We start from the raw sequence: 19,923 nt of genomic DNA, 5'->3' as shown, positions 1-19,923 counted from the left end.
TCATAAAGTAAAATTGTAATGTAGTAGAAAGGGTTTTTTATTCGTATGACGACAAGACAAGAGCGAATTTTACAATTGCCTTTTTTCGAAAATAAACGTGAACTTGCAGAGCAAGTGTTAAAAATGGAACGAGAAGAGCATATATATTTACCTGATCAATTTGAAATTAAGCAAGTACCTGCATATTCATTTGGTGAAAAGCAATCAATTATTGGCCGTATTCATGAGTTTTATTTCGTAAGTGTTGGTAGCGAAGGAGAATGGAAGTATCAACTGTTTAAGGACGAGATGAAGTGCCGTGAGTTTTTTATTACACTATCAGGAATAACGGATCAGCAGATTGCATTTTGGTTCAATAACATCGAGTTATTGAAAAGTTCTTAAAAAGATCTAAAAAGACCTTAAAAGCTCTTTTCAGGGTTGAAGAGAGGACCCAGCGTTGTTTTGGAGCGGTTAGTGCCTAATAGGGCCTCGACTGGTGTATAAGGACAGAGGTATGGAGAGTTACTAGGGTAGTATAAGAAGAGGTAAGCGAAGTTTAGTGTGGATAAACAGTTATGATCCAGACGGGCTCCTAGTTGTAAGAATAGAGCTATGGAGGCGTACTGAGATGGTTGGGGATGAGATAATCATTTCATAGTAGGCTAGTGCCTTCTGGATAGTATGTGACGATAGATTTCTATAAAAGGAGAGGTGAGGAGGATGGCGCAGAATAAGTATCGCGTTACATTCATTTCGCCAAGTGAGGTTGAGCAGCGGACTGTTATGGCGGCGAGTAGTTTGCCAGATTTAATTCGTAAAGTAGAGAGTATTATTGCAGATCCGAACGGTTATTTTGTAAATGATAAAAAAAATAATTGCTATTTTAAAGTGATTAAAGAAAATGTTACATTTATTCAATATGAGTTACTATTTTCTGATAAAGAAATTCATATTGAAAAATTAAAACATATAGCACCATCTATATTGAAACAATTATTTAAAAAAATAAATGATCCAGAATTATATGCGCTTGCGCTACTTGATGTTGATATAGCGACGAAAGAATATGTGTTAGAAGAAATGGATTCGGAGCTAAGAATAAGAGTAGAAACGGAGCTTTCGAAAAAGTGGGAAGCAATGCCGACAGAAATTGTAGGAGCACAAGAAGTGTTATTAGAGGCACTTGCTTCGTTTATACAAGATTAAGCGTCTTTTAAAATAAATCGTTCGACTATCTATATTTTTCATATAGGTAGTTGACTTTTTCGGTTTAATAAAGCTTAATAATTAGATATACGGAATTAATGGAAGGGGAGCGACACCTTTATGTCACAAGCACAAAGTATTTTATTAGAAAGCGGAACAAATGAATTAGAGATTGTTACATATACTGTTGGTGAAAACCTATTTAGTATTAATGTAATGAAAGTACGTGAAATCATTAATCCATTCCCTGTTACAACTGTGCCAGAATCTCATCATGCAGTTGAAGGTGTTGTTCAAGTACGTGGTGAAATTTTACCTGTTATTAACTTAGCGACGGCTCTTAATTTAAAATCAACAAAACCACTTGATCAAACGAAATTTATTATCTCTGAATTAAATCAAATGAAAGTTATTTTCCGTGTGGATGAAGTGCATCGTATTCAACGTATTTCGTGGGAACAAATTGATGAGCCAGCTTCATTATCTATGGGACTAGAAGAAACGACATCTGGTATTGTAAAGCTAGATGGAAAAATCATCTTACTATTAGATTACGAGAAAATTGTATGTGAAATTAGTGGTACTGGCTATGACAATAAATCACTTGCAGGTTTAGAGCAAAAAACGGATCGAGCTGAAAAAGTGATTTATATTGCAGAAGATTCAGCGATGCTTCGCCAAATATTAGAAGAAACATTATCATCAGCTGGATATACGAAAATGAACTTCTTCAGCAATGGTGCAGAGGCATTAGCACAAATTGAAAAACTAGCGAAAGAGCAAGGTGAAAAAATGTTTGAACATATTCACCTGCTAATTACGGATATTGAAATGCCGAAAATGGACGGACATCATTTAACGAAAGTAGTTAAAGATAGTGAAGTAATGAATCGTTTACCAGTCATTATTTTCTCTTCATTAATTACAAATGAATTATTCCATAAAGGCGAAGCTGTAGGAGCAAATGCTCAAGTAAGTAAGCCGGATATTCAAGAGTTAATTGGTTTAGTTGATAAGTTAGTGCTGTAAAAAACGTTTGAAAAGCTTTTTTTAGCTGGAATAGAAGCTCTAACCATGCGTAGAGCGGTCAGTGCCTAATAGAGCCCTATGCGATGTGAGACCAGATATATGAAGCTGTTTTGGGTAAAAGTGGGAAGTGGTATACCGAGAGAGTTTGAGAAGAACCGGTGTACAGTTGCATTCTATTTATCAAGAATAGAGTAGCTAGCCATGCGTGGTGGCGGTCAGTGCCTAATAGAGCCCCGTGCGATGTGAGACCAGATATATGGAGTGGTTTTAGGTCAGTAGAAGAAAAGAGCCTTTGATTGAGGGTTTGAAGAACTGATATACAACTCTATTTTTTTAGTAGGGAGGAGGGAACTAGCCACGTGTAAGTAGTACTGGCTAGTTCCTTTTTTTGCATTCTATACTCTGCTGTACAGGTAGGAAGATTAAACATTTCTGGAGTGTTTGTGGCTGTATGAATAGTCTCTACTTCGAGATTTTCAATTCGTTTAATGAATAAATAGCTGGCTTATTTATTTGAAAATATAAGAGAGCGTATTTTTGGAATATGCTAGTAAGGTTGCGTAGTAACGCAAACTTTTTCGGTGAAAAAATATCCTAAATACCATATAATATAATTAATATGTAATTATACATATTAGTTAAAAATAATTTTTCTATTTCTATACTTTCTATACATTTTTGTATGTTTAATATTTGACAGATAATTTCGAAATGTTATAATATGGATATGAAAAAATTGCTATTTTCTAAAAAGACATGGGAGTCAGATGAGAATTGTGAAAGGATGAGGGGGAGTGGCACAGATTATGTATCACCACACAGCAATCAATGTATTAAATCTTTTACAAAACATGTCAAATAATAAAATGAACGATGTGCAGCTAGAAGAGGAATTAAAAAAAATAGAGAAACAATTCCGAGTAGAGTATGAAGAATTAGTTGATTTATATAATAGAATGGTATTATTTCAAATAGATATCGAAAAAAATGGCGGGATGCGAGCGTATGAAAAATCTACAATTACATGGCTGAAGTCTGAGTTAGAGTTACTGTATGAAGTGTATCAATTTTCCCAACGTCACGGTTTAAACATTATTAATATTTCAAAATACGTTAGTAAAAAAGAACTAAATCTTTTTCCGAAAACAGCAAGTCAATTACAGAATACGTATTACAAATTAAAAAAATGTGAAATACCGTTTGAAAATATTGAAAAACAAAAACCAGGACGAAAGCGAAAATATACGCCTGTAAAAGAATCAATTGTTGAAATGAAAAAAGAAAACAAACAAGAATTAAGAAATGAAGTTCCAAATACAGAGAACGAAAAAAGCCTTGTAACAGTTATATCTGGTATTGTTGATAATTTTGAAACGATTAGCCAGTGTAGTGAAAGAAAAGAGCATGAACTACATCAGTTCATGGAAGGAATCTATAAGCTTTCTAGCATGGCTGCAGAGCGTTCAAAAGGTGAAAAGAATGCTCGTGGTCTTGAAGGCGAGTTACATGTATTACGAGCTGAAAATGAAAGGCTCAAGCGAGAAAAGGAAGAGCTTGTTCATGATATAAAAGAAATGACGCATCATTTAATTCATTTCATTACGAGCTCTGATATTGATAAAATTCGCACATTGCCTTTCTTCGTAAAAGAATGTAAACAAGATTTGCATAAATTAGGGTTATATAACGCACAAGACGGTAAAATGAAAATTATGGTTGATCGTAGTGGACAGGTTATGACTGTAACGCAGTAATAAAATTTGGGTACAAAATAAAAGGGAGATACATAGTTTATATGTATTTCCCTTTTGTTTGTATGGAATCGTTTCATAGAAGGAAGATGATTTTTTAAGATTGTAGTAACTTGGAAACCATTTGCGGTATTTGATTTGCTTGTGAAACCATACTAAGGGCAACTTCAGTTAACAATTTAAACTTTAAAAAATCGCTCATTTCCTGCGCCATATCCGCATCTTCAATTCGAGATGTAGCATCTGTTAGGGCCAAACTTTGGCTATTTAAATTTTCAATATTAAACTGTAGACGATTCATCATAGCCCCAAGATCAGCACGATGAAGTGATACATTTTGTAAAGCCTCTTCAATTTTACGAATCGAAGCTCTTGCTTCTTGTTCTGTTGAAATCTTGATGTCATGTTGTGTAGGAGAAGGAGGAATATGTTTCGTTATATTTACTGTATGACCAATATCATCTAACGTAACAGGACGGCTTTGGCCGTCGAACGCGGATAAATCATTAAACTCAGTCGTCTCGTCAATATAGCCAATTTGTTCTGTTAAAGATTGAAACTCTTTATTTAGTGAATCACGGTTTTTATTGGAATTTGTACCGTTCGCAGATTGAACAGCTAAATCACGCATACGCTGTAAAATATTCGTCACAGTTTGAAGGACAGCTTCTGCCGTGCGAAGCATCGATATCGCATCTTCATTATTACGAATTGCCACGCGCATACCACTCGCTCGTGCATGCATACGAGTCACAATTGCAATATTAGCTGGATTATCAGAAGCATGGTTTAACTTCTTACCAGTCGCCAAATGCTCCATTGCAACATTCATACGCTTCTCATTCTCATACAACGACTGCCTAGCATTCGTACTCAAGACATTCGTACCAATACGCATAATATACACTCCTTATTTTATAAATTCATATATATATAGTTTTAAAGACGATAAACAGCTATGAAAAGAAAAAAGGACTTATGCTTATCTTCTAGTTGTGTTTTAACGAGAGAGGGGATAGAGATAGGTTAATAATCATTGCTAGGCAACGCGGATGCTCTCTCCTACCTAAAAAAGAAAGATCTTACAAATAATTCATCTATATAGAAAAAATAAACCTCTCCGCAAGCAGAGAGGTTTATTCAGGAAACTAACTCAAATGGCTTATTGTAATAATTTAGAAACCATTTGAGGAGTTTGGTTTGCTTGAGAAAGCATGCTGATTCCAGCTTCGTTCAAGATTTTGAACTTAGTCATTTCAGACATTTCTTTCGCCATGTCAGCGTCTTCGATTTGAGAAGCAGCTGAAGCCATAGAAGAAGATTGGCTCTTAAGGTTGTTTACGTTAAAGTCTAAGCGGTTTAATGTAGCACCTAGAGTTGCGCGGTTGTCAGCAACTGTTGTTAGAGCTTTATCAATTGCTTCGACAGCTGCTAAAGCATCTACTTTGTCAGCTGCAGCTGTTGCTGTAGGAAGTGTAGCACCTGCTAAAGCAGCTGTAATAGCGTCAACACCTGCAGCTGTTGCTGTTGTTTGACCTTCTTTGAATCCATTAAGAGCAGTTTCAATTGCTGTAACATCTTTAGCATCCATGCCCGCTTTAATTTTATCAAAACTATCCTTAATAGCCTTAATATCAGTAGCTACTGTAGAATCTTTTGTTAAGGCACCAATTCCTGTAGTAACAGCGTCAATGTCTGTTTGTTCAATTGCAGTAGTAGCAGCACCACCAATAGAAATTTTATCAATTCCTAATTTGTCTAGAGTAACACCTTTTAAATCAATACCAATTTGTTGAGCAGCACTACTTGAATCAAGTGTTTGAATCTTAACTGCGCTATCTTCTTTTAATAAGTTCTTATCGTTAAATTGAGTATTGTCTGCAATATACGTAATTTGTTTTTGTAATTCAACAAATTCTTTTTGTAGTGCAGATTTGTTTGAATCAGTGTTCGTACCGTTGGCTGATTGGTTAGCGATGTCACGCATACGAAGTAAGATGTTAGATACTGAGTTCATTGCTGAGTCAGCTGTACGGATTAATGACATACCGTCTTGTGTGTTGTTAGCTGCTACGTTTAGACCACTTTCACGTGCACGCATACGAGTTGCGATTGCAAGACCTGCTGCATCGTCAGAAGCGTTGTTAATACGTTTACCGCTTGATAAACGGTCCATAGAATTGCTCATTTTTGATTGGTTTTGACGCATATATTCTTGCGTGCGTAAACTGTTAATGTTTGTATTAATTCTCATAATTAAGAACCCCCATTTTTTTATATTGACTTTTCTGCAAATTGAAAAACGGTAATATGCGAAAAAATCAATTTCGAGATTTATTGTAATCCCTGTCATAGCGGGTGTCAACTAAAAATTCGAATTAATAAATATAAAAAAATAACAGTTTAACAATATATTCATTTTTTTATTACAATATTATTAAAAGGATTATTGCAAACTTTAAAAAAAAACTCTAATATTAGATTATCTTTGTTTACCGAAAAGGTGATATTATGTTAGTTGGAAATATAGTAAAAGAAGTGCTTGCATATAAGAAAGGACAAATTCAGCAAAAGCTAAGTAGTCCACAAGCATTCGTTAGTAGTCGTTTTCAAGAGAAGTTGCAGAGTGAACCTGCGAAGGAGACGAAGGGGACTGCGCAACCGGCAAGTGTAGAGGATATGAGTCAGCCGGTACAATCTACAAAAATAGAAACGGTCGTAAATAAACCGGAACAATCTATTAATAAAGTAGAGGAAGCGAGTAAGCCTGAAGAAAAGGCTGAAACGAAGAAAGCAGATGAAGTGCAAGTCGCACAAAAAGAGTTTGAACGACGTTTCCCAGAAACGAAAAATGAGGCTGCTGATACGTGGGAATTAACGAAGAAGTATAATATTCAAAAAATACGTTCTTCCAATGAGGGGAAGTATGAGGATATTATTGATCGCGCTAGCCGTACATACGGAATTCCGAAAACGTTAATTCAAAAAATGATTGAAGTAGAGTCTAATTTTAATCCGAAAACGGTGTCACATGCAGGTGCGATGGGTCTTATGCAGCTTATGCCAGCGAATGTGAAAGAGATGGGTATAAAAAATCCATTTTCACCAGCTGAAAGTATTGAAGGCGGTGTAAAAGAGTTAAGCGGTTATTTAAAGAAAAATAACGGCGACTTAGTATTGGCACTTGCTTCTTATAATGCTGGCCCTGGTAATGTGAGAAAGTACGGAGGCGTACCACCATTTAAAGAAACGCAAGGATATATTAAAAAAATATTAAATATCGACGTTTCAAAATAAGAAGTTTCATATATAGAGAGAACATGAAATTTTCGTGAACATGATATGGGAGTTGGCTAGATTTGAAATTACAAGATGATATTCCGTTAACAATTTATTTTGAAATCGGAAATACGAAAAAGAAAATTGAAGATTTGCTTCATATTACGAAAGGTACATTGTATCGTCTTGAAAATTCAACGAAAAATACGGTGCGTCTTATGCTTGAGAATGAAGAGATTGGAACCGGAAAGATTTTGACGAAAAACGGGAAGATGTACGTTGAAATCGTTGAATTGAAAAGGTAGGGAAGGGGATTGTCATGAGTGGCGAAAAATTAAGCCAAGAGCAAATTGATGCCCTGCTGAAGGCGGTAAATGAAGGCGAGGAAATGCCAGCTTTCGCACAAGAAGCAGGGAAGCAAGAGAAATTTCAAGAGTATGATTTTAATAGACCGGAGAAGTTCGGTGTTGAGCATTTACGTAGCTTGCAAGCGATTGCTTCTACATTTGGTAAACAGACGTCACAGACGTTGGCAGCGCGTATGCGTATTCCGATTGAGCTAGAGCCTTCAACGGTTGAGCAAGTTCCATTTACGAGTGAGTATGTGGAGAAAATGCCGAAAGATTACTATTTATATTGCGTTATTGATCTTGGCCTTCCAGAGCTTGGAGAAATTGTTATTGAGATTGATTTAGCGTTCGTTATTTATATTCATGAATGTTGGCTTGGCGGGGATAGTAAGCGTAACTTTACGATGCGCAGACCACTTACCGCATTTGAGTTTTTAACACTGGATAATATTTTTATGCTCCTTTGTAAAAATTTAGAGCAATCATTTGAAAGCGTTGTTGCGATTGAACCAAAATTTGTAACGACGGAGACAGATCCGAATGCATTAAAGATTACGACAGCGAGTGATATCATTTCATTACTGAACGTAAATATGAAAACAGATTTTTGGAATACGACGGTGCGTATCGGTATTCCGTTCTTATCTGTTGAAGAAATTATGGATAAGTTAACGTCTGAAAATATTGTCGAACATTCTTCGGATAAGCGTAAAAAGTATACGTCTGAAGTGGAAGTGAAAGTAAATCAAGTGTATAAACCTGTTCACGTTGCAATTGGCGAGCAAAAGATGACAATGGGTGAGATTGAACAAATTGAAGAAGGCGATATTATTCCGCTTCATACGAAAGTTTCGGATGAATTACTTGGTTATGTAGATGGAAAGCATAAATTTAATTGTTTTATTGGAAAAGATGGAACGCGTAAGGCGCTCTTATTTAAAAGTTTTGTAGAGTAGGAGGATCTATATGAAGCATGAAGTATCTCCTGTATCATTAATGGGATTAGAAGATTTTGCAGGAAAGCGAAATGAAGCGGGTAAAGCACATATTGATACTGTTTCAGATATTTCGATTGAACTTGGTGTAAAGCTTGGGAAGTCATCTATTACACTTGGTGATGTGAAACAGTTAAAAGTGGGCGATGTTCTGGAAGTAGAGAAAAACTTAGGACATAAAGTAGATGTGTATTTAAGTAATATGAAAGTCGGCATTGGGGAAGCGATCGTAATGGACGAGAAGTTCGGTATTATCATTTCTGAAATTGAAGCTGACAAGAAGCAAGCTGCGCTTATGAAAGCGCAAAGTCAAATGCAAGATAAAGAGTAGAGGAGGAGTCATATGTCGTATATGACGACCTTATTTCAAGTCGTTTTACTGTTTGGTGCGCTCGGCTACGGTGCATATTATATGACGAAAAAGACGCGCAAGCAGCAGTTTTTTAAACAAGGTGAAAATGGCCATATTCAAGTAAAAGACGGCGTGTATTTAAATCATCAAACGAGTGCCTTTTTATTTGAAGTGGATGGCAAGCAAGTGTTCACTGTTATTAGTAATAACGGTGTACAATCTGTGCAATTAACAGGAAATCAGTTTCAACAAGCGCTAGAAGACGCGGTGAAGAGTGAAACGAAAAAAGTAGAGGATCCATCATGAGAATAAAGAAACAGTTATCATTATTAGCCGTTATTTTCGTATTTTCTATCGTTTTTTCAATTATTTTTGTAAATCCAGCGTATGCGGCCCCGAACGGTTTTATTAATTTCGAAAATGGAAAAGAGTTTACGAGTAATTCAAGTGTACAATTATTTGCGCTCGTTACCCTTTTATCATTATCTTCTTCTATCGTTCTATTATTTACACATTTTACTTATTTTATGATCGTTCTTGGGATTACACGTCAAGGACTTGGGGTAATGAATTTACCACCGAACCAAGTACTTGTTGGACTTGCATTATTTTTATCACTCTTTACGATGCAGCCTGTACTTGGGCAGCTAAAGAGCGATGTGTGGGATCCGATGACGAAAGAGAAAATAACAGTAAGTCAAGCTGCGGAGACGACAGCTCCGATTATGAAAGAGTATATGTCAAAGCATACGTATAAGCATGATTTAAAAATGATGCTGAAAGTGCGCGGAGAAGAGTTGCCGAAAGATTTGAAAGATCTTTCCTTATTTACGCTCGTACCATCCTTTACGTTAACGCAAATTCAAAAGGGATTATTAACGGGGATGTTCATTTATTTAGCGTTTGTATTTATAGATTTGATTATTAGTACACTTTTAATGTACCTCGGGATGATGATGGTACCGCCGATGATTTTAAGTTTACCGTTTAAAATACTTGTTTTCGTATATTTAGGTGGATATACAAAAATCGTCGACATTATGTTTAAAACGGTCGCCTGAAGCGTTTGATGCTATGTGATAGGAGTCATATAAATGAATACGTCACCAATTATAGATATTTTTCAAACCTTTTTTTATAAAGGGGTTATGATTTTAATGCCGGTTGCCGGCGTAAGTATGATTGTCGTTATTATCATCGCTGTCATTATGGCGATGATGCAAATTCAAGAGCAAACGCTGACGTTTTTACCGAAAATGGCGAGTATTGTACTCGTTATTATCATTTTGGGTCCGTGGATGTTTCAAGAGTTAACGACGCTTATTTTAGATTTATTTGATAAAATCCCATCGCTATTGCGTTCGTACTAAGATAGGTGAACTGAAATGAATATGGAATTATGGGCGGCGACGTTTTTTGCGTTTTGCCGCATTACTTCATTTTTATATTTTTTACCGTTTTTCTCAGGTCGATCCATTCCAGCGATGGCAAAGGTTACAGTAGGACTTGCTCTTTCAATTACAGTGGCCGATCAAGTTGATGTCTCTCACATAAAGACAACTTGGGACGTTGCAGCTTATGCAGGAACGCAAATTGTAATCGGATTATCGCTTTCAAAAATTGTAGAAATGCTGTGGAACATTCCAAAAATGGCAGGGCATATTTTAGACTTCGATATCGGTTTATCACAGGCAAGTTTGTTTGATGTAAATGCAGGCTCACAGTCTACTTTACTATCAACCATTTTTGATATATTTTTCCTCATTATTTTTATTTCACTTGGCGGCATTAATTATTTCGTTGCCACGATTTTAAAGTCGTTTCAATATACAGAGGCGATTTCAAAATTGCTGACGACTAGTTTTTTAGATAGTCTACTCGCAACGTTATTATTTGCGATTACATCAGCGGTTGAAATTGCTCTTCCGCTTATGGGAAGTTTATTCATCATTAACTTTGTTCTTATTTTAATCGCAAAAAATGCACCACAATTAAATATTTTTATGAATGCATTCGTCATTAAAATTACGTGTGGTATTTTGTTTATTGCGATGAGTGTACCGATGCTCGGTTATGTGTTTAAAAATATGACGGATGTATTGCTTGAAGAATATACAAAACTATTTAACTTTTTCTTAACGAAGTAGGGGGACGCGCATGGCAAAGGATAATAAAACAGAAAAGGCCACCCCGCAGAAGCGTAAGAAATCGCGTGAAGAAGGGAATATTGCCCGGAGTAAAGATTTAAATAATTTATTTTCCATACTTGTATTAGCAGTTGTCGTTTACTTTTTCGGGGATTGGCTCGGTTATGAGATTGCAAATTCTGTCGCGGTACTGTTTGAGCAAATTGGAAAAAATACAGATTCGACCGAGTATTTTTATTTAATGGGTATTTTATTACTAAAAGTATCAGCTCCGATATTAATACTCGTATACGCTTTTCATTTATTCAATTATATGATTCAAGTCGGTTTCTTATTTTCTTCTAAAGTCATTAAGCCGAAAGCGTCGCGTATTAACCCAAAAAACTATTTTACGAGATTGTTTAGTCGTAAAAGTTTAGTAGATATTTTGAAATCACTGTTTTATATGGGATTAATCGGTTACGTCGCTTACATTCTCTTTAAAAAGAATTTAGAGAAAATCGTTAGTATGATTGGATTTAACTGGACTGCGTCACTTACTGAAATTATTAGGCAAATTAAATTTATCTTTTTAGCTATTTTAATTATATTAATCGTTCTTTCTATTATTGATTTTATTTATCAAAAATGGGAGTACGAACAAGATATTAAGATGAAAAAAGAAGAAGTAAAAAGAGAGCATAAAGATAATGAAGGGGACCCACAAGTAAAGGGGAAACGAAAAAACTTTATGCATGCGATCTTGCAAGGGACAATTGCGAAGAAGATGGATGGTGCAACGTTTATTGTAAACAACCCGACTCATATTTCGGTCGTACTTCGGTACAATAAGCAGGTCGATGCGGCGCCAATTGTCGTTGCAAAAGGGGAAGATGAGCTCGCATTATATATACGAACGCTTGCCCGAGAACAAGAAATACCAATGGTGGAAAACCGTCCGCTTGCTCGTTCTTTATATTATCAAGTCGAGGAAGATGAGACGATTCCAGAAGATTTATACGTAGCTGTAATTGAAGTTATGCGCTATTTAATTCAAACGAATGAACTTGAAGTATAATAGCGCGGTTGGAGGAGATCTCTTGTGTTTAAGATAGATTCTGCAAGAACCTATTTTTCTATCTTTTTAGCAGCGTCATTCGTAGTGGCGCTCTTAATTCCACTTCCACCATTTATACTTGATATCGTTATCGTTTTTTTACTAAGTATGTCAGTGCTTATTTATATGCGAGCAACAAGTATTAACGAGTGGGATGAATTAAAGTCATTTCCGACGATGCTGTTATTAATCGGGATTTTCCGCGTATCGATTAACGTATCGACGACGCGAGCGATTTTGACAGACGGAAATGCGGGGCATGTTATTGAAGAGTTCGGTCAGTTTGTAATTGGCGGGAACTTATTAATTGGTATCGTTATTTTCATAGTATTAATCATATTCCAGTTTATCGTTGCAAACGGTGCGTCTCGTACTGCTGAAGTTGCAGCTCGTTTTACACTTGATTCTTTACCCGGGAAACAAATGTCAATCGATGCGGATTTAAACCAGCGTATTATTACTGAAAAAGATGCACAGGCAAAACGAAAAAAATTAAATATGGAAACAGAGTTTTACGGGGCGATGGATGGTGCCGGGAAGTTCATTAAAGGGGACGTTATTTTCGGGATCGTCATTTTATTCGTAAACATTATTTTCGGTTTAATTGTCGGCATAATGCAGCAAGGAATGAGTTTTGCTGAAGCAGCGATTCACTATACACAGCTAACTGTCGGTGACGGAATCGTAAACCAAATCGGTTCGTTAATGCTTGCGATTTCAACAGGTATTATCGTAACGCGTGTATTTGATGGCTCAGCGGATACAGTAACAGAAGGTATCTTTAAAGAGTTATTAGCACATGAAGTCGTTGTATATGCGCTTGGTGGTTTATTTATTGCGATGGGTATTTTCACGCCGCTACCATTTCTACCATTCGCACTCGTTGGTGGAACAATTATTTTCTTAGGAATTCGTAATAAAAACCGAATAAAGAAAGAAAAAGAAGACGAGCTTCAAAAAGAATTAGAAATGATTCAAGGCGAAGATGAGCAACTGCAACAAGTGGAAGATTCATTCGGAGTATTTACAGATAAATATCCAATTATAGTAGAACTCGGTTTAGATTTAGCAGCCCTTGTAAAGCAGAAGATTAACGGGGAAACAGCTCGTGATAAAGTTGTTCTCATGAGGAAGTCGATTATTACCGACCTTGGTATTAACGTTCCTGGCATTAACTTTAAAGATAATACGAGTTTTAGACCACGAGGACGTTACATTATTCGTATTAAAGGTGCGAAGGCAGCTGAAGGTGTTTTAAAATCAGGTTATTTATTAGCACTGAAAACACCGAATGTAATGGCAGATTTAGATGCAGAACCAGCGAAAGATCCAATTTTCGGAGAAGATGGATATTGGATTTTAGAGCATATGGTACAAGATGCACAAATGAAAGGCTATCAAGTATTAGAGCCACTTAGCATATTAATTACACATTTAGATGTTGTCGTTAGACGTAATCTTCATGAGTTAATTCAGCGTCAACATGTAAAAGACTTAATTAACTCGCTTGAAAATGATAACGGCGTTTTATTAGAAGAGATTAAGAAGAAAGAAATCGACTTATCACTCGTTCAAAATGTTATTAAACAACTTCTAAAAGAAGGAATTTCTATTCGTGATTTACCAACTATTATTGAAGGTATTATTGATGGAAAAGAAATTTATCAAAATCATGTCGACGGTGTAACATCATTCGTCCGTGAATGTATTTCAAAAGTGATTTGTGAAAATGCGAAAAATCCTGACGGTAAAATTTATGCGGCGCTCTTCTCGGATTCAATCGAGTTAGATGCGGATGTTGTAAATAATTCATACCAAGGTTACTTATTAAACTGGGATTTAGATTTAGAAACACGTGTTGTTGAACAAGTACAGCGTGTCTTTAAACAAGCTCGTTTAATGGGAAGAGAACCAGTATTATTAACGCGTAGAAAAGATTTCAGATTTGCGATTGTAAGACTTCTTGAGCGTTATCAAGTAGAAGCGCAAGTACTTTGTATTAGCGAATTAGCACCGGAAATTGTTGTAGATCAAATTGCCTATATTGAATAGTAGGGGGTGAAGTAATGGAAAGTACAGAAAAGAAAGAAGCGTTAATGCGAATAAAAGCAGCTTCGAAAAATGAATTGTATCGAAAGTTATTTGACCAATATGGTACAGATTATTATTACGTTGTCGATGAAAGTGTAAAACGAAATATCCCGTTTTTTTGGAAAAAGAATTATGAAATGTTAGTTGCTTTTCCAGAGGATAAACAGGAAGAAGTGAATGAAGGCACAGCTCAATTTCATGAACAATTAATGGATGTTGTAAATGATCCTTCAGAACAAATTGTGAAGGCGAACGGAATTCAATCGGTACTGCACAATTTAGAAAACGTGACGACTTCTATGTCATATGCGGCGATGCAAACAGGAAATAGTGAAGAATGGACAAGAAAGAAAGAGAAACTATTAAAGCTGTTTGAAAAAGGTATCGTCGTTGTGAAGCAGACGGAAGAAACGAAAGTAGCGAAAGTAACAAAAAAGCAAAAAACTGTGAAAAAAGTTGTTCCGGTCAAGAAAGAAGAAGTGGTTGTAAAAAAAGAAAACCAAGAATCTGTACCGTTTATTATTCAAAAAGTAATTCGCATGCTAGAACAAAACGATGTAGAACAATACTTCATTCATGCATATGCTGAAAAGTTAAAAGTGAAGTTTGAGAATGCGACGATGATTACAGAAGAAGAAGTGATCGGATACATATTGGAAGATATGAGATCCCATTTCAACACGGAAAACGTTTTTGAAAAAGAAGTACAAACAATAGCATTAATTGGTCCAACTGGAGTTGGAAAAACGACGACACTTGCGAAAATGGCATGGCAATTTCACGGTAAGAAAAAAACGGTCGGTTTTATTACGACAGACCATTCACGTATTGGGACAGTTCAGCAGCTGCAAGATTATGTGAAAACAATGGGATTTGAAGTAATCGCTGTTCGTGATGAAGCTGCAATGACAAGAGCGCTTACGTATTTTAAAGAAGAAGCGCGCGTCGATTATATTTTAATTGATACAGCTGGGAAAAATTATCGTGCGTCAGAAACAGTAGAAGAAATGATTGAAACGATGGGACAAGTAGAGCCAGATTATATTTGTTTAACGTTATCAGCTTCGATGAAAAGTAAAGATATGATTGAAATCATTACGAACTTTAAAGATATTCATATTGATGGTATCGTATTTACGAAATTTGATGAAACAGCAAGTAGTGGTGAATTGTTGAAAATTCCAGCCGTATCATCGGCTCCAATTGTATTAATGACAGACGGACAAGACGTGAAGCAACATATACATATCGCTACAGCTGAACATTTAGCGAAACAAATGTTGCAAACATCATAGAAAAGAGGTGAAGGATAAGGCAACTGCCTTATTCAAACGAGTATGAACGGTCTTTATATAGGTTCTATGGGTATGATGAATTACATGCAGCGCATTAATGTTCATTCGAATAACGTTGCAAATGCTCAAACGACAGGATTTAAAGCAGAAAATATGACTTCTAAAGTGTTTGATGTACAAGACACATATCGCCGCGGAGATGGGGCTGTGACAAATATCGGTTCGACTGATTACGCTGTAGTGCCAGCCGCAACGCATGTGAACTTAGTACAAGGAAATATACAAATGACAAATAGTGCTACAGATTTCTTTTTAGATGACGGTACGGCCGGCACAGCTTCGTTTTTCGTTACATCTAAAAATAATGAAACGTTTTTAACAAGAGACGGTAGTTTTACAGTAAATAGTGATCGTTATCTGCAAACAACTTCAGGTGCTTTCGTAATGGGTGAGAATAATGAACGTATTCGTATTCCAGAAGGAGCAAAGGTAGCTGTACAAGCAGACGGTACGTTATATGATGCGGTGACGCAAAATAATATTGCTCGCCTGCAAACAAAAACAGTAGGTGCAGAAGCGAATAATCGTCTCGTACAAAGAGAGAACAAAAGCTTTACTCTAGCAGAAGGAAACATTGCTGATTTACCGAACGGGGTAGGGACAGTAAAAAATCATATGCTAGAAAATTCAAATGTAGATATGACGAAAGAGATGGCTGATCTTATGACGGATCAAAAAATGATTTCAGCGTCACAACGCGTTATGACTTCATTTGATAAAATTTATGAAAAAGAAGCGAATGAAATATTGAGATAGGAGACTTCCGTTAGCGGGAGTCTTTTTTTATTGCTTTTATTACAGTTACCCCATAAAATGATATTGATAATCATTATCACTTTATCTGTTTGTATAAGAATAGAATTTTATAATGATAGCAACATTTATTTAACTAGATGAATTAAAAATAAGGGGATGGTGTGTATATGTCTACAAAAAAACAACTTTGCATTGGGTTATGTTTAATTTCGAGAAAGAAAGAAGAAGACTGTATATTTGATTCAGGAATTGATGAACAAGTAGAGTTAGCGAAACAGGCAGAACAGGCTAAGTTAGATTTTGTTTTTAAAGCAGATTATTTAGTGGCGCACCCGGATTTAATTGCTCGTAATAAAGGGAATGTCATTTTAGATCCGACATTACTGTTTACTGCTATTGCTTATGCAACAGAAAAAATTGGAGTCGTTACGACTGCGTCAACTTCGTTTTACCCACCATATATATTAGCGAGGCAATTACAATCTTTGAACTGGATTAGTAAAGGCCGAGTAGGGTGGAATATTGTTACATCCATTGACGGCGCTGAAAACTTTGGTGAGGAAGGAATGTCATCATCTGAGGAACGATACGCCAAAGCGGCAGAATGTACAGCGTTAGTAAGAAAACTTTGGGGGAGTCACCCGAATGAAGTATTGAAAGTAGATAATCCTGATGTTATTAGAGAAATGGTAAAGCCTATTGAGCATAATGGTGAATACTTTAAGGTGAAAGGTCCACTTAATATTCCGCAGCATATTTCAGGGGAAATGCCATTATTTCAAGCTGGTGCTTCAGAGTCAGGACGGAATTTTGCTGCTTCTGTTGCGGATGCAATTTTTGCTGCAACGCCAGATGTAGAGTCAGGAATGGAACTGCGTCAAGATTTAAGAAGAAGAGCAGAACAGCATGGCCGAAAGCAAGATGATATACGCGTATTACCTGGATTATATTTCTTTATTGGTGATACATATGAAGAAGCGTTAGAAATGCATAGGCAAGCACATCAACATCTCACAAAAGAGAAGAGATTCTCGTTACTCGAAATGGTTCTCGGATTAGACGTTAGAGGGATTCCGCTAGAAAGTAAGATTACGGAAGAGATGCTGCCAAGTCGGGATCAAGCTGTTCGCAGTAAAACTCATGCCGAATTATTACGGAACTACATTATTAAAAATGAACCAACTGTTGAACAAATACTAGAACGACCAGAAGTTGTTGGCTCCGCCCATTGGGTCGCGGTTGGTACACCACAAGACGTTGCGAAACAAATTATAGATAGATTTGAAGCAGGGGCGTTAGATGGATTTATTGCTATTCCAGGAGGACCGCCAAAGTCACTAAATCTATTCTTTAGTGAAGTTATTCCTTTATTCGTGAAGGCCGGTGTATTTAGGGAAGAGTATACAGGCTCTACTTTACGGGAGCATTTAAGGGGAAAGTCGCCAAAAACTTTGCAGTTAAAATAACAGGAGTGTTATGTACAAAAAGCCTTTCATAAGAAGGCTTTTTATTTTTGGGTTAAATTTCAGAATTATCAATTGACTTTGTGGGTCTGTTTTTTTATATTAGTAGGTATACTAATAACTACTAATAAACATGTATCGTTTTGAGATGAGAGTTATATAGAATGTGAGGGATTGCTGATGGATGAAATTATAAAGGAATTACAAAAGTTAGGTTTTTCCCAGTACGAATGTAAAGCGTATATTGGACTATTAAAACATTCCCCAGTAACCGGGTATGAAGTGAGTAAGCAAACAGGGGTACCGCGTTCGATGATTTATGAAGTACTCGGTAAATTGATGGATAAAGGAGCGGTGCATATCGTTCCTACTGAACCAGTGAAATATGTACCAGTACCAGCTACGGAGTTAATGGATCGAATGCGAAAAGATTTTGAAAATTCCTTTGAATTTTTAGACCGAAAATTAAATTGTTTAGAACAAGAGCGACAAATAGATGTAATTTCGCATATTCGCTCCAATGATCGTGTTGTAAAAGAAATATGCAATATAATTAATAGGGCGAAGGAAGAGCTATGGATTTCTGTTTGGGAAGATCAAGTGCATGAAATTGAGCCATATATTCGTCAAAAGGAAGAGGAAGGTGTACATATATTTTCAATCTTATTTGGCGCTCCCAATACAAAAATAGGTGCGACGTTTCACCATAATTATATGACGCCCCACGTTGTTGAAAAGAGAATGGGTGGTCATTTAACCGTTATTGCTCGTGATGGAGAGGAAGTATTAATTGCGAACTTCTCAAATGATAGCACTTCATGGGCCGTTACAACGTATGACCCAGCTTTAGTTCTCGTTGCTACAGAGTATGTGCGGCACGATATTATGGTTGAAGAAATTACGAAGGAGTTTGGGGCTGATAAGTTAGATACGTTATGGCGTGAAAATATAGATTTAGTTCATGTCGTAACAGGAAAACGAACGATGGAAGGAATGGAGGATGATACGAATGAGTAAAGCTCAGGCCCATGTAGCTTTTCAGAGCGATGATACATTTCAGCAAGGAGTAAAAGATTGTTTACCAACTGTATTTGGTTATTTAAGTATCGGTATAGCAGCTGGTGTAATTGCAAAAACAGCAGGTTTCTCAATCATTGAAATTGCGTTTATGTCCACTTTAATTTATGCAGGTTCTGCCCAATTTATATTAGCTGGTATGTATGCAGCTGGCGCTCCTGCTTCAGCAATTATTTTTACCGTCTTTTTTGTTAATTTACGCCACCTTCTAATGAGTGCTGCCCTTGCACCATACTTTACGAAACTTCCTCTATTAAAAAATGTAATTATCGGTTCTCAAATTACAGATGAAACGTTCGGCGTTGCAGTGCAGCACGCAGCGCAAAAAGGATATGTAGGTGACAGGTGGATGATGGGGTTAAATGTCACAGCATATTTAAATTGGATTCTTGCTACTATTATTGGCGGGCTGTTTGGTGAGTGGATACCAGATCCGCATACATATGGCATGGATTATGCATTACCAGCAATGTTTATCGGATTATTTGTTCTTCAGCTCATAAGTAGTAAACCGAAACTAGCAATTCATCTTACTGTTGCAATTGTAGCGATTATGATCGCATACGTTTCACACTTATTTATGCCAGATAGTATAGCGGTTATTATCGCAACATTATTAGCTGCGACGATTGGAGTTGTGATTGAAAAATGGAAATGAGATTGGACGTACTATTACTTTTACTAGCAGCAGGAGCTGTCACACTCGTGCCACGTATTTTACCTCTACTCGTGTTTAGTAAACTACAAATTCCAGAATGGGGTTTAAAATGGTTAAATTACATACCCATTGCGATATTAGCAGCACTTTTAGCACAAGTATTATTTATGCATGAGACGATGCAGTGGGATTACCTTATCGCAGCAATCCCAACATTTCTTGTTGCAATATATACTCGTAGTTTATTAGGTACAGTATTAACGGGAGTGATTGTGATTATTTTGTTACGTTTCTTTTTCTAAAAAGGATTACGCTCATATAATAGCGAAAGGTGTA

General features: G+C 36.4%; 22 protein-coding genes. 20 read left to right on the top strand and 2 right to left on the bottom strand.

What is annotated here, in order from left to right:
- Nucleotides 1-45 precede the first annotated feature (45 nt).
- From DN393_RS27890 to DN393_RS27875, 4 genes are all read left to right on the top strand, one after another.
- On the top strand, nucleotides 46-384 hold the full coding sequence (locus DN393_RS27890; protein WP_000213334.1) for a DUF3964 family protein: 339 nt from the start codon (nucleotides 46-48) through the stop codon (nucleotides 382-384).
- A gap of 318 nt (nucleotides 385-702) precedes the next feature.
- Complete coding sequence (locus DN393_RS27885) at nucleotides 703-1,188, top strand: hypothetical protein (protein ID WP_000068322.1); 486 nt, start codon at nucleotides 703-705, stop codon at nucleotides 1,186-1,188.
- A 120-nt stretch (nucleotides 1,189-1,308) separates the two neighbouring features.
- Nucleotides 1,309-2,217 carry a chemotaxis protein gene (locus DN393_RS27880; RefSeq protein WP_064459934.1) on the top strand — a complete coding sequence of 303 codons (909 nt, stop codon included), beginning with the start codon at nucleotides 1,309-1,311 and terminating at the stop codon, nucleotides 2,215-2,217.
- 806 nt (nucleotides 2,218-3,023) lie between these two features.
- Complete coding sequence (locus DN393_RS27875; RefSeq protein ID WP_098093097.1) at nucleotides 3,024-3,971, top strand: DNA-binding domain-containing protein; 948 nt, start codon at nucleotides 3,024-3,026, stop codon at nucleotides 3,969-3,971.
- Between the two features lie 94 nt (nucleotides 3,972-4,065).
- Here DN393_RS27875 and DN393_RS27870 read toward each other — a convergent pair whose 3' ends face one another.
- Nucleotides 4,066-4,866: a flagellin N-terminal helical domain-containing protein gene (locus tag DN393_RS27870; protein WP_098093099.1), complete on the bottom strand. Its 801-nt coding sequence runs from the start codon at nucleotides 4,864-4,866 to the stop codon at nucleotides 4,066-4,068.
- Between the two features lie 264 nt (nucleotides 4,867-5,130).
- Nucleotides 5,131-6,222 carry a flagellin N-terminal helical domain-containing protein gene (locus DN393_RS27865; RefSeq protein ID WP_098102212.1) on the bottom strand — a complete coding sequence of 364 codons (1,092 nt, stop codon included), beginning with the start codon at nucleotides 6,220-6,222 and terminating at the stop codon, nucleotides 5,131-5,133.
- Nucleotides 6,223-6,479: 257 nt separating this feature from the next.
- Here DN393_RS27865 and DN393_RS27860 point away from each other — a divergent pair, with 257 nt between their 5' ends.
- From DN393_RS27860 to DN393_RS27785, 16 genes are all read left to right on the top strand, one after another.
- A complete protein-coding gene (locus tag DN393_RS27860) occupies nucleotides 6,480-7,265 on the top strand; it encodes a lytic transglycosylase domain-containing protein (protein WP_098093103.1) in 786 nt (261 codons plus the stop codon).
- A 62-nt stretch (nucleotides 7,266-7,327) separates the two neighbouring features.
- The gene (locus DN393_RS27855; protein WP_000775712.1) at nucleotides 7,328-7,552 is read left to right on the top strand and encodes a flagellar motor switch protein FliN; all 225 of its coding nucleotides are present in this window, start codon (nucleotides 7,328-7,330) and stop codon (nucleotides 7,550-7,552) included.
- A gap of 14 nt (nucleotides 7,553-7,566) precedes the next feature.
- On the top strand, nucleotides 7,567-8,553 hold the full coding sequence (gene fliM / locus DN393_RS27850) for a flagellar motor switch protein FliM (protein WP_064459929.1): 987 nt from the start codon (nucleotides 7,567-7,569) through the stop codon (nucleotides 8,551-8,553).
- Between the two features lie 10 nt (nucleotides 8,554-8,563).
- A complete protein-coding gene (fliN, locus tag DN393_RS27845; protein ID WP_000680010.1) occupies nucleotides 8,564-8,923 on the top strand; it encodes a flagellar motor switch protein FliN in 360 nt (119 codons plus the stop codon).
- Between the two features lie 12 nt (nucleotides 8,924-8,935).
- Nucleotides 8,936-9,250, top strand: coding sequence for a flagellar motor switch protein FliN (locus DN393_RS27840; protein ID WP_098103347.1), 315 nt, complete (start codon nucleotides 8,936-8,938; stop codon nucleotides 9,248-9,250).
- Complete coding sequence (locus tag DN393_RS27835) at nucleotides 9,247-10,005, top strand: flagellar type III secretion system pore protein FliP (RefSeq protein WP_001220582.1); 759 nt, start codon at nucleotides 9,247-9,249, stop codon at nucleotides 10,003-10,005. Before DN393_RS27840 ends, DN393_RS27835 begins: the two co-directional genes overlap by 4 nt.
- A 33-nt stretch (nucleotides 10,006-10,038) precedes the next feature.
- Complete coding sequence (locus tag DN393_RS27830; RefSeq protein WP_001098085.1) at nucleotides 10,039-10,314, top strand: flagellar biosynthetic protein FliQ; 276 nt, start codon at nucleotides 10,039-10,041, stop codon at nucleotides 10,312-10,314.
- Between the two features lie 15 nt (nucleotides 10,315-10,329).
- Nucleotides 10,330-11,091, top strand: coding sequence for a flagellar biosynthetic protein FliR (locus DN393_RS27825; protein WP_001055715.1), 762 nt, complete (start codon nucleotides 10,330-10,332; stop codon nucleotides 11,089-11,091).
- A 10-nt stretch (nucleotides 11,092-11,101) separates the two neighbouring features.
- Entirely contained in the window at nucleotides 11,102-12,148 is a 1,047-nt protein-coding gene (flhB, locus tag DN393_RS27820; RefSeq protein WP_098130836.1) for a flagellar type III secretion system protein FlhB, read from the top strand.
- Between the two features lie 24 nt (nucleotides 12,149-12,172).
- Nucleotides 12,173-14,239, top strand: a complete 2,067-nt coding sequence (flhA, locus tag DN393_RS27815) for a flagellar biosynthesis protein FlhA (protein WP_097817754.1) — start codon at nucleotides 12,173-12,175, stop codon at nucleotides 14,237-14,239.
- 14 nt (nucleotides 14,240-14,253) lie between these two features.
- Nucleotides 14,254-15,573, top strand: coding sequence for a flagellar biosynthesis GTPase FlhF (flhF, locus tag DN393_RS27810; protein WP_098103345.1), 1,320 nt, complete (start codon nucleotides 14,254-14,256; stop codon nucleotides 15,571-15,573).
- 42 nt (nucleotides 15,574-15,615) lie between these two features.
- A complete protein-coding gene (locus DN393_RS27805) occupies nucleotides 15,616-16,389 on the top strand; it encodes a flagellar basal-body rod protein FlgG (RefSeq protein ID WP_098103344.1) in 774 nt (257 codons plus the stop codon).
- 167 nt (nucleotides 16,390-16,556) lie between these two features.
- A complete protein-coding gene (locus tag DN393_RS27800) occupies nucleotides 16,557-17,855 on the top strand; it encodes an NtaA/DmoA family FMN-dependent monooxygenase (RefSeq protein WP_098103343.1) in 1,299 nt (432 codons plus the stop codon).
- Nucleotides 17,856-18,032: 177 nt separating this feature from the next.
- Entirely contained in the window at nucleotides 18,033-18,869 is an 837-nt protein-coding gene (locus DN393_RS27795; RefSeq protein WP_098103342.1) for a TrmB family transcriptional regulator, read from the top strand.
- Nucleotides 18,862-19,587 carry an AzlC family ABC transporter permease gene (locus DN393_RS27790; protein ID WP_149174138.1) on the top strand — a complete coding sequence of 242 codons (726 nt, stop codon included), beginning with the start codon at nucleotides 18,862-18,864 and terminating at the stop codon, nucleotides 19,585-19,587. The genes DN393_RS27795 and DN393_RS27790 overlap by 8 nt, the downstream gene beginning before the upstream one ends.
- The gene (locus DN393_RS27785) at nucleotides 19,578-19,889 is read left to right on the top strand and encodes an AzlD domain-containing protein (RefSeq protein ID WP_087986303.1); all 312 of its coding nucleotides are present in this window, start codon (nucleotides 19,578-19,580) and stop codon (nucleotides 19,887-19,889) included. The genes DN393_RS27790 and DN393_RS27785 overlap by 10 nt, the downstream gene beginning before the upstream one ends.
- The last annotated feature ends 34 nt before the right edge of the window (nucleotides 19,890-19,923 follow it).

Source organism: Bacillus sp. BPN334 (assembly GCF_008368885.1).
GTDB classification, from domain to species: Bacteria; Bacillota; Bacilli; order Bacillales; family Bacillaceae_G; genus Bacillus_A; species Bacillus_A wiedmannii.
This window is presented reverse-complemented; position numbering and strand designations above follow the sequence as displayed.